The organism is Shewanella sp. 1180_01, from assembly GCF_052850535.1.
Map to the genome: position 1 here is coordinate 1 of NZ_VXCT01000090.1, position 9,272 is coordinate 9,272.

Sequence of the window (9,272 nt, forward strand, 5' to 3'; positions counted from 1 at the left end):
TATTCATGCCGCCTCCTTATTTTGGTTGCCGCTTGTTTGGCTGACTGGCGAATGGCAGGGCAGACGCATTGAGTGATATCGGTACGAATACACTATGGTGCGGCTAATGCCCTTGGCGAGGTTGGTTAAACCGTTGCCCAATGCTTGCCAGTACAGGCAATCTAACGCGCCCAGCGCCAGCGCGATTTTGATGCTGTCGCCCGTTTTGGCCTTGAGTAACAGGCTTAACTTATGGCTGCGGTAATGATTTAGCAGATGGCGAAACGCCGCTGATTGAGTCATTTAGGCCACCTGTTTCGGTTGCAAAGAGCTTGATTGCAAATGAGTTAATTGCAGCTTGGCCCAGTCGATGGCTTTAATGGCCTCGACCGTGGCGGCGATTTGCTCTAACTTCTTTTGCCCGCGCATAAAGTTCGACAGTTCAATACCGTGGCGAGCGGCCGCGCGTTCGGCGGGTAGGGCGCTGGTGTAATGCAGCGTTAACGCGGCAATCACCTCGGGCGAACTAATGCGGGTGAGTGACAGCAATAACGCAACGCGCTCTTGTGATTCAAAGCCTGGGAGTAAGTGGTTCATGCCGCCACCTCATCACATGGGTATTGCTTCCTTACATTGTTCATCGCGTCTTCCATGCTGGGATGGCGTTCATGCATTCTGCCTTCACGTTGATGGCGCTTATGTGCAACGAGCTTTAACATGCGCGGGCCCGATGGCTCGATTTGAAAGCGGATCATGCGGTCATGTGCGAGTACGACGGCAGTCGTTAGGGCGCTATAGTCGAAGGTAGACATGTAATGTGCGCTAGTACTGTTGATTGATAACCCGTGATCACCACAGGCTTGGATTTTGCCAAACATGTGATTGCCACCGTTGTGAATGTCACAAAGGAAATCAAAACACTCACGTTGATCTGCATTGAGCCAAGGGTAATGTTTGGCGTAAAAATCATGTTCGTTGCTCATGCTGCCTCCTTGCTTTGGGTCGCTTTGTCGTATTGGCGGATGGCAAACACGATGGCGTAACAGCACCAGATAAAGCGATAGGTGAAGGGGTCTTTCCAGCCATCCCAAAAATCATCCAATGTCATGCCGCCCGCATCGTCTTCATCCCAGTTATTGAGGCGATAAACCACATCCCACTCGGCGTTCTCGCGGTTTTGGGTAAACTCCTTAACGGCATTGGTCGCGCAGCTAATCGCCTCAGCCTCTTCTTCGTTCGTTGGGTCTAGCCCCTCGATAAACCACTGCAAAAACTGCTCAAGGCGTTGATCGGCTTCTTTGGCATCAAACTCGCGAGTGCCATCGGTTTTACACTCAGCCAGTACCTTTTCTTCCCAGTAACTCGCATTCACACCCCAGTCATCACCGCTTTGGCGAAAGAAGCTAAACATGTCCTGAACCCGAGAAAAAACGTAACAGCCCATATCGCCACTGATACACAGATGCTGCGGCCATGTGGTGATCTCAAAGCGATGCTCAAAGCTGCCTTGACTGAGTACCATGTGACGGAACACCCCATCATCTTTAAGAATGGTGAGTTGATGTTCGGCCACATCGCTTAAAAATGATGTTCTCGTTGGGTGGTTCATACGCTATTCCTTCCTTTTGAATCAGCAGTTCTAAGCTGCGGCTTCGCCGTTAAACACCACCAGATTGATGATGGGTTTCTTGGTTTTGGGGTTCACCTTGTCCGACAGCTTGTGATAGCGAATATGCACGTCGCGGTGGGCTTCTTGGGTCATGGCTAACACGATATATTGCTGGCACAGCGCGGGCGTCGATAACGAATGCGACAGGCGTTGTGGCTTCATGGTGTCAAACAAGTGCTGCGCCATATCATCCAACTTAGCTTGGTGCTCGTCGGGGCTCAGTTGACGGCGGTTAGGGTGTGCGCCAACTGAGGTGCTGCACTTTTTGGCCGCCTGCTTTTTCGCTAAGGTCATGGACACGCCGTAAACAAAAAACATAATTGCCTCCAACAAGGTGAAACTGTCGCCGTAATCGTTACAGGGATATGGACCATCACCCCTTGGTAGCCTAAATCGTGACTTAGTGGCCGGCTGGCGTGGCTGTCGTCATCGTGTGCAGCGGATGCACATTAGTGACGGCTTGCGAGTCGTTACGCCACACCATCACCTTGCCGTACAAACCTTGTTGGGGCTCAGTGAAGCGCAGGCAGAAATTGAGCCCGAGTTCACCCGTGTGGCGAATGAACTGGCGGTAAAAGGCGGCGCTTGGGTGGTGATAGGCAAAATGCTTGACCAGTTCGGCGCAACGGGCTTGCACTCGTGGGCAATCCATCGGGTCGGTGTGGCCCTTGGCCAGCGCCATCAAGCAAGCAAAACGTATTGCAACCAGTAGACGAAACTCATCGCGTTGCTTAGGTGTGGTGTGAACTTTCGCTAGAATCATTTCCTTGTCCTCGGTAGCGCCCATTGGGAGCAAAGCTCGAAAGGGCGGTCTGTCGTTTATGGTTCAAAATGTCAGTGCTTGGGATTAGTTTCTGCAGGTAGCCTGTAGTCAACAATGAAATGTTAGTTTACTAACTTTATTGGGTCAAGCGTTAAAGTTAGTTTTCTAACTTTTTATTTTGTTATGATGTTTCAGATTAGAAATCTGACTTTAGATGCTTTAGATGCTTTAGATGCTTTAGATGCTTTAGATGCTTTAGATGCTTTAGATGGCTTAGATGGGTTGAGGCTATTAGAGGCACCTTGTGGAATTTGATAGCAGTAAAATCATTTAAAGGTGCCTAGCAGATACTGGCAATAAGTATCAATTCTAATTAGTAGAAAGTTTTAATATTTAAAAATTCCGTGAGTAATTTATATTATTTAAATTAATATCGTTTAGTCCAGGATTACACTAATTAGGTAAGTTATGTTACATATGTTCAACGCTTAAAATTGGCAAGTGAGGCTTCTGGTATGAAATACACATTGCCCTTAGCTCGTGTACAGGCAACATACAACTTATTAGCAGTTGAACTTGCAAGATTGTGTAAGTTGTTTCCTGTATACTTTTTCAATGTCTCATTATTTAGTACTATGCAAATATTGTTGAAGTCATCTAGGCCTTTAGTGTTTCCCCAATTATCAGTCCGACCGACATAATTACTACTATTTTTAAAAAATAATTTAATAATTGAATCATCATTCATAAGTTGATTAATATGATCTATATCTGTGATGAAATTTACTTCAACTTCGTCAGTTCTATGTGAACCAATTTTTATGCCAATCTTATCTGTAACGAATTTACAAACAGTCGGGCTACATCTATGACTGTGAGAAAGAGTTGTCGTATCTGCTTGATATCCTGCTTCATTAAGCTTTTTTATGTAATTGGCCTGATTGTTGTGTAGAGTTCCTTGTGTATTTCCATCTCTGCTTGTATCAAATGTATGTTGATAGAAATCACCTACAAGATTTATTTCAACTTTCGTTTTAGATAATGCACACAATAGGTTAAAATCATTGGCCGCAAAATCTTGAACTTCGTCAATGCATAAAAAATCAAAGAAATATTCAATTCTTTCTGATATTTCTGACACAGCATCAAAATCGATCATGAATTTTGACATTCTGTTGTGGTAAAATCTGTGGTTACTATCCAAATAGTGCTGAATCGACTTTTTTATTGCAAATTTTGGAGGCGGGAAATAAGTTATTCCTTTTATCTTAATTTCATTTCCAACAATAGGCCTAATGCAAAATGATAGTAAGAACTTAAAATAAGTATAAACTCTAATTCCATTAGGAATATAACCGAATTTTTTTAGAATTCTTCTTTTTAAATTTTCTGTATTATTTATTGTGTAAGTTACAATCAGCGCACGACTATCATCATTTAATTTATCAATGATATATTGTGTTTTTCCTGATCCGGCGACGGCGAGAACTATTCTTTTATCCATTTTATAGCCTCGATAATATATTTAGGTACAATTAATTCCTGTTCCAAAAGTTTAAATGCAGCAGTGGTTTTGTTATCTAGCATATATTGTTGTGGCGGTAATTTAATTTTGCCTCCAGAAAATAACTCGTCACATAAAACTCTATTATCTTCGTACATACAAACTTCAAAAGTATATCTTTCATTATTTTCGTCTGAAAAAATTGATATACAGTCAGATTTATAATCTTCATAGTTAATGACACAGTTTTTTGTGTAATCCTTATCATTATCACGAACAACGGCGGTTTTTATGTTTAATATTTTTGATAGTTCCATATATCTTTTGAAGCTAGTACCACCTACAGATATAATGTGAACACCGTCTTCTGCTGGTGTTCTACTATGTACTTGACTATAAAACTTCTCCATTAATATATATTCAGCATCACCTTCAACTAAGAGTACATTTTTTGAAAGAACTAACTCTAAAATATTGTGGTTAGGAGCTTTAATGAAAAACATCGATGTACCAGGTGATAGATCCTCTAATAATGCAGGTTTATGTGAAGAACTGTTTAGTAAAATTGCATTTTTTAAGTCTAACCTTGAGCTGATTAGGCTACTATGTGTCGCAATAATAATCTGACTGTTTATTGACTGCTGAATTTGGCCTATCAACTTGTTCATGCTTGTGTGACTGAGATGATTCTCCGGTTCCTCTAGGAGTAATACCTCAATGGATTTGTTTGGTGCTCTTTCTCTAAGCGCAAATGACGTTTTAATAAAACACTGTTTTCCCTTCCCTCTATTTTCAATCGGAATTCCCTCTTCAGTAAGGGTAAGATCTGTTTCTAAATTAAACTTCGAACCAGAGCGTATTGCAAAATCATAATCATCAAGATTTTCATTTATTACTTTTAAGTTTTCATCTTTGAAAACATTTTTTTGTAACCTATATTCATTCTGTAAAGTATATCTTCTAGGTTGCTCTACTGTTGACTCGTACATTGCATGTACATATTGGTTATTTGCATATTCACTATTTATCAGCGCGCTTTCTAATAGAAGGTATCTCATAAATTTTCTGTAGCCACTATAAGACTCACCACTGAATGTTAGAAATTTAGCAATGTAAAATTCAAATGGAAAATTATTTCCATCGGCGAGTAAAACTTGTTTAATTTCTGCGCTTAAGTCCTCGTTAGGCTCACAAATTAATTGAATTCCATCTGCTTTTACTCCGTCAAAGTTTACTTTACCGTTGAGGTCAGGGTTTGTTGTTTCACTTAAGTATAATTCGATATGAAGTGTTGGTAAGTTTTCAATTTTCTTGTCACTTTTTAAAAATTCATCTACTACAGCTGAATTAAGTAATGCCTCTATTCCTAAACTGTCAACTTTACTTCTATTACCACTTAATACAAGTTCTATAGCAGTGAGAATTGTACTTTTACCTGCTTCGTTGTCTCCAATTAGAGTGTTTACTTTAGATTTGAATGGTACTTCAATTTCTTTAAATTTTTTGAAGTTTATTAACTTGGCTTTTGTTATGTATGTCATTTATCACCTTCACTTTATTTTCTAATTGTCATAATTTTTTCTGTTTTTAGTAAGTGTATATCTCTAATCAATCTCTTTAGAACTATTCACCAATTTGTCTAATGTTTCGGTCTGAATCTAGCTGTTTTATTGCTTCTGTTTTTAGTGGGGCATCGTCTGCCACAACTAGTTTGTGTCCTGTTTAACAATTTGAAGAAGGTAGTTTTTATGGTCGGTATAAGCTGATTTTAGAAATGATTTTTTGAACAAATTTTCGTAAATCTGAATAAGAACGGCTAAGGTACGCACTAATACGTGATCTTTAGTTATGCTATCAGTTTTAGCTCTATATGCGTCTTTGAGTGGAAAATTACAATGCTTTTTCATTGAGGTATTTTTATAGATTTTCCAAGCAAAATCGAGTATTGAAAGATTCAGGGAATAGTGGCAATGATTTATTAGTGTTATACCTGCACTCCAATATTCTGCTTGCAGAGAACTTCTATCGAATGTTGCGCTGTAGAAACCTACTGGTAAGTTACCAATAAAGGACTTTAATTCAAGTGAGATATCATTAACATTTTCTTTATTAATAAGTATTTGATTTGAAATGGAAGTGATCGTAGTAATTCTGTTTGATACTTTGAAAGCCTGATTCATTAGGATTTCAAATAATGTACTATTGTTTGATGGATGACAAAACTTAATTTCAGATACTTGAGTCATCCTATTGACATTCGAATTTAAAATTATAATTTCGACATCCTGTGTTGTAAATTGGTGAGTGGCAAATGGGTATTTTTCTAAAAACGCTGCTATTACATCATCCATGATTAGCTGCTTCCTTTATTAGCTATTCCATACGTTGAGTACTGACCACCAGAATACCCAACCTATAATTTTTATATTACTCATTTGTTCAGGTTGAATAAATTCATCTGGGTATTCATCATTATTATAACTTTTAATGCGAATACCACCACCTGGCATACGATAGAGTACTTTTACCCGCAACATACCATCGTGATCTATCGCATACATTTTGCCATCGATAATGTTTTTCTTGCTAGTATCAACACCAACCGTAGTGCCGTCCTGTAAAACCGGCAACATGCTATCACCTGAAACCGTGACACAAGCCGCATATTGGGGATCGACATTGCTCTTTTTGAGGGTAGATTTAGCAAAGCGGAGTTTGCAGCCGCCGTTCTCTTGTACAAAAGTGGAACCATTACCTGCGGCCAATTCGACTTCGCGGTAGAAAGGTAATGCGACTTCATCATCCCTTAGCGGCGTATCCCCATCCCAAAGATCAAAACCAGCATGCCATTCTGCATTTGATTCAACATTTGAAATACGTACTTGATCATCTTCTTTCCCTGAAAGAAGCCATTCAGGAGAGCAATTGAGGGCCTTACTGAGGTTAATGAGGTTTTTACCCTTTGGAGTGCTCATTCCAAGTTCCCATTGGGTGATAGAGCTTGGTGTGACTTTGACAGTTTCGGCCACGTTTTTTTGCGTGAGCTTTAACTCTTTTCTTCGGCTTCTTATTCGATCGCCAATCATCTCACCTTGATAACTCATAAACTCAATTTCGCCAGTCAAATCTTGATAGTTAGATATCTTACATTTGTTTGACATTAGAATCCTTTTGTTGGTAATGTTAGAAAACTAATTTTTGAGGTGATTATGAAAACATCTGATGCTGTCGCTTTCTTCAAAACCAAGTCAAATTTGGCTAAGCAACTCGGTATTACCCACTCATCTATCTCTCAATGGGGCGATGACGTTCCCGAACTCCGCGCTTATCAAATCGAGCGGCTAACCGATGGCGCACTCAAAGTTAACCCCGTCGTAGTTTTAGATAATCCTGAGTCGGCTAGTGTGGCTTAGGTTCACTTTAGGTTGAAGGAGGACAGTACACATGAAAACCAATTCACGTAAAAAAGATAGCCGTTTGAATTTGTTGATGAAAACGATTCATCGGGTGTTGGAGTTGCCCAAGATGACACGCTTTGCGCTGGCGATAGATTTTGTTGCGGCGGTTGAGCGCCTTGGGCTAAGCGAGGTGTTAGCGGCGGAGGGGATTAGCTTTGCGAGCAGTCAAGATGTGCACAACGATGCGCGGATAAATGCGCAAAAGCTGTTCCGCTGGCTTGGCCAGTACGAGGGCCAACATCCGCAGGCGGATCGCTTGTTTCATGTAGAGCAAGCATTGGTGGCGGCACTGCCCGAGCATTTGCGGGTGCAGTATCTCAACGATGTGTTTGGGTGCACTGGGGTGACGGTCATAGTCGATCGCATGAGTGACGGCCATGTGTTGCATGTGGCTGATATGGCAGCGTCGCTCACCAAAGAGAACGCCGAGGCACAAGTGGCGGTGATCCATTTGGGCGATGAGCCGAAGCGCGAGCAGTTAGTGGCGGCGCACCGTGAGTTAAAAGAGTCGGCGGCGACCACGCAAGCGAGCATGGCTGCGTTAGAGCTGGCGTATCCGTATTTAGCGAGTCATGGCGGTAAGGCGGCGCAATTCGCGGCCGAGAAGTGATCGCGATGCCGCAATCGAACCTGAACATCAATGTTATTGCCCGCGCTAAGACTGAGCTGCATCAGCAGTTGATCCGCTTGGGCGACATGATCGGCGACGGTTTGCACTTAGAACCCGATGGCAAATGGATTGCGAAAGAGTATGTAAAAGTGGCGCGGGCGTTAGGGTATCGGCCTAAACGGGCGGATCACAGCGCACAGATTAATGCGGTGATGCTTAAGCGGGTAGCTGATGTGCCGTGTGGCCAGTGCGGTTTGGCTTTAAAGCAAACCAAGTCGGGCTCAAAACGCGCCGTGTGTGCTAATGGGCATAAGTGGCAGTTGTTGAAATGACTTGTTGAAATGAGCTGTTGAAATGAAAGAAGGAGTGAATGACATGTTCACAAATCAGTTAAGTGATAACTGGGCGCGTAAAAAGCGCCGTTATCAAATTGCCCGCCACAGTTTGGCGACCGATGCGGGCTTGATACCTAAGATGAAGTGAGGAGGATAAACGATGTTTGATCCTGAATGTTTAATTTGTTGTTTGGAGGGCGGCGCCGCGTGTTCGGTGCATGGGCAAGTTAGCCGTGATGATGGACCCGCCGTGGCCGCGCTTACCGAGATGGAAACCGCGCAAGTGACGTTACTCATGATGCAGGCAAGGCAGTTAATGCTTAAGGCGATGGCGCTTAAATCTAAGTCGAACATGCCTAATAGCACTGAGCCTAATGTGGCTGAGCTTAGCACCAATGATCCTAATGTCCTTGAGCTTAGCGCGGCAACCTCTGAACGGGCAGCATTAAGTGGCGTGAACATGGGCAAAGACATTGCCTGTTTTCATGGGCATACCACGGCGGAGTTGTTTAAGCGAACGCAGGTGGGCCGAATGGTTGAGGTGTTAAGGCGCTGCGATGAATTGCAGCATAGTCGCCCCGAGCGTTTGGCGGTTATCGCGACCGACATCGTGGATAAGGCATTGCTGGGCAGTGGCAAGCAGTTGTTGCTGCCGACGGTGAGCATCGATTGGATTATGAATTATCTATTGATGGAAGAACAACGCGCGGAACGTTCTATTGCGCTATTGGCGGCGGATGTAGGCGCGGCTGATGCGAGTGCGGTTGATGTGAATGCCGCTGATATGAGTGCAATAGCGAAAAGCCGCAACGTCCACATTAAACGGCGTGATTTTTTTAGCCAGTTGCGCAGTAACTTGGCGCACAAGGTTTACTTGCTTGGCAGTGAAGGCGAGCGGAGGGCAACGGGGCGCATTGCAGTTGACCCGTTGCTGTAGACATAAGAAAGCCCGCT

At 42.7% G+C, this 9,272-nt stretch carries 14 protein-coding genes and 1 pseudogene; 5 read left to right on the forward strand and 10 right to left on the reverse strand.

Going from position 1 to position 9,272, the window contains the following annotated elements:
• Nucleotides 1-3 precede the first annotated feature (3 nt).
• From FW758_RS23550 to FW758_RS23575, 6 genes are all read right to left on the reverse strand, one after another.
• The gene (locus FW758_RS23550; RefSeq protein WP_446446704.1) at nt 4-282 is read right to left on the reverse strand and encodes a hypothetical protein; all 279 of its coding nucleotides are present in this window, start codon (nt 280-282) and stop codon (nt 4-6) included.
• Complete coding sequence (locus FW758_RS23555) at nt 283-576, reverse strand: hypothetical protein (protein ID WP_012089462.1); 294 nt, start codon at nt 574-576, stop codon at nt 283-285.
• Entirely contained in the window at nt 573-962 is a 390-nt protein-coding gene (locus FW758_RS23560; protein WP_446446705.1) for a hypothetical protein, read from the reverse strand. The genes FW758_RS23555 and FW758_RS23560 overlap by 4 nt, the downstream gene beginning before the upstream one ends.
• Nucleotides 959-1,588, reverse strand: coding sequence for a hypothetical protein (locus FW758_RS23565; protein WP_446446706.1), 630 nt, complete (start codon nt 1,586-1,588; stop codon nt 959-961). Before FW758_RS23565 ends, FW758_RS23560 begins: the two co-directional genes overlap by 4 nt.
• A 30-nt stretch (nt 1,589-1,618) precedes the next feature.
• Nucleotides 1,619-1,966, reverse strand: coding sequence for a hypothetical protein (locus tag FW758_RS23570; protein WP_446446707.1), 348 nt, complete (start codon nt 1,964-1,966; stop codon nt 1,619-1,621).
• An 82-nt stretch (nt 1,967-2,048) separates the two neighbouring features.
• Nucleotides 2,049-2,411 carry a hypothetical protein gene (locus tag FW758_RS23575; RefSeq protein WP_306685234.1) on the reverse strand — a complete coding sequence of 121 codons (363 nt, stop codon included), beginning with the start codon at nt 2,409-2,411 and terminating at the stop codon, nt 2,049-2,051.
• A gap of 183 nt (nt 2,412-2,594) precedes the next feature.
• Here FW758_RS23575 and FW758_RS23580 point away from each other — a divergent pair, with 183 nt between their 5' ends.
• Complete coding sequence (locus tag FW758_RS23580) at nt 2,595-2,726, forward strand: hypothetical protein (protein ID WP_446446708.1); 132 nt, start codon at nt 2,595-2,597, stop codon at nt 2,724-2,726.
• 166 nt (nt 2,727-2,892) lie between these two features.
• On the opposite strand, the gene FW758_RS23585 is transcribed toward FW758_RS23580, so the two are convergent.
• The 4 genes from FW758_RS23585 to FW758_RS23600 form a co-directional block, all read right to left on the reverse strand.
• Nucleotides 2,893-3,915: a DNA helicase UvrD gene (locus FW758_RS23585; RefSeq protein ID WP_446446709.1), complete on the reverse strand. Its 1,023-nt coding sequence runs from the start codon at nt 3,913-3,915 to the stop codon at nt 2,893-2,895.
• Nucleotides 3,900-5,456, reverse strand: coding sequence for an ATP-dependent nuclease (locus FW758_RS23590; protein ID WP_446446710.1), 1,557 nt, complete (start codon nt 5,454-5,456; stop codon nt 3,900-3,902). Before FW758_RS23590 ends, FW758_RS23585 begins: the two co-directional genes overlap by 16 nt.
• 165 nt (nt 5,457-5,621) lie before the next feature.
• Complete coding sequence (locus FW758_RS23595; protein WP_446446711.1) at nt 5,622-6,266, reverse strand: hypothetical protein; 645 nt, start codon at nt 6,264-6,266, stop codon at nt 5,622-5,624.
• A gap of 18 nt (nt 6,267-6,284) precedes the next feature.
• On the reverse strand, nt 6,285-7,001 hold the full coding sequence (locus tag FW758_RS23600) for a S24 family peptidase (RefSeq protein WP_446446714.1): 717 nt from the start codon (nt 6,999-7,001) through the stop codon (nt 6,285-6,287).
• A gap of 123 nt (nt 7,002-7,124) precedes the next feature.
• On the opposite strand from FW758_RS23600, the gene FW758_RS23605 reads away from it, so the two are divergent.
• From FW758_RS23605 to FW758_RS23620, 4 genes and pseudogenes are all read left to right on the forward strand, one after another.
• Nucleotides 7,125-7,328 carry a Cro/CI family transcriptional regulator gene (locus FW758_RS23605; RefSeq protein ID WP_446446712.1) on the forward strand — a complete coding sequence of 68 codons (204 nt, stop codon included), beginning with the start codon at nt 7,125-7,127 and terminating at the stop codon, nt 7,326-7,328.
• 31 nt (nt 7,329-7,359) lie between these two features.
• Nucleotides 7,360-7,983, forward strand: coding sequence for a hypothetical protein (locus FW758_RS23610; RefSeq protein WP_446446713.1), 624 nt, complete (start codon nt 7,360-7,362; stop codon nt 7,981-7,983).
• Between the two features lie 5 nt (nt 7,984-7,988).
• The gene (locus FW758_RS23615) at nt 7,989-8,315 is read left to right on the forward strand and encodes a hypothetical protein (protein ID WP_259520244.1); all 327 of its coding nucleotides are present in this window, start codon (nt 7,989-7,991) and stop codon (nt 8,313-8,315) included.
• A gap of 163 nt (nt 8,316-8,478) precedes the next feature.
• A pseudogene (locus FW758_RS23620) lies at nt 8,479-9,242 on the forward strand (hypothetical protein).
• Nucleotides 9,243-9,272: the final 30 nt, after the last annotated feature.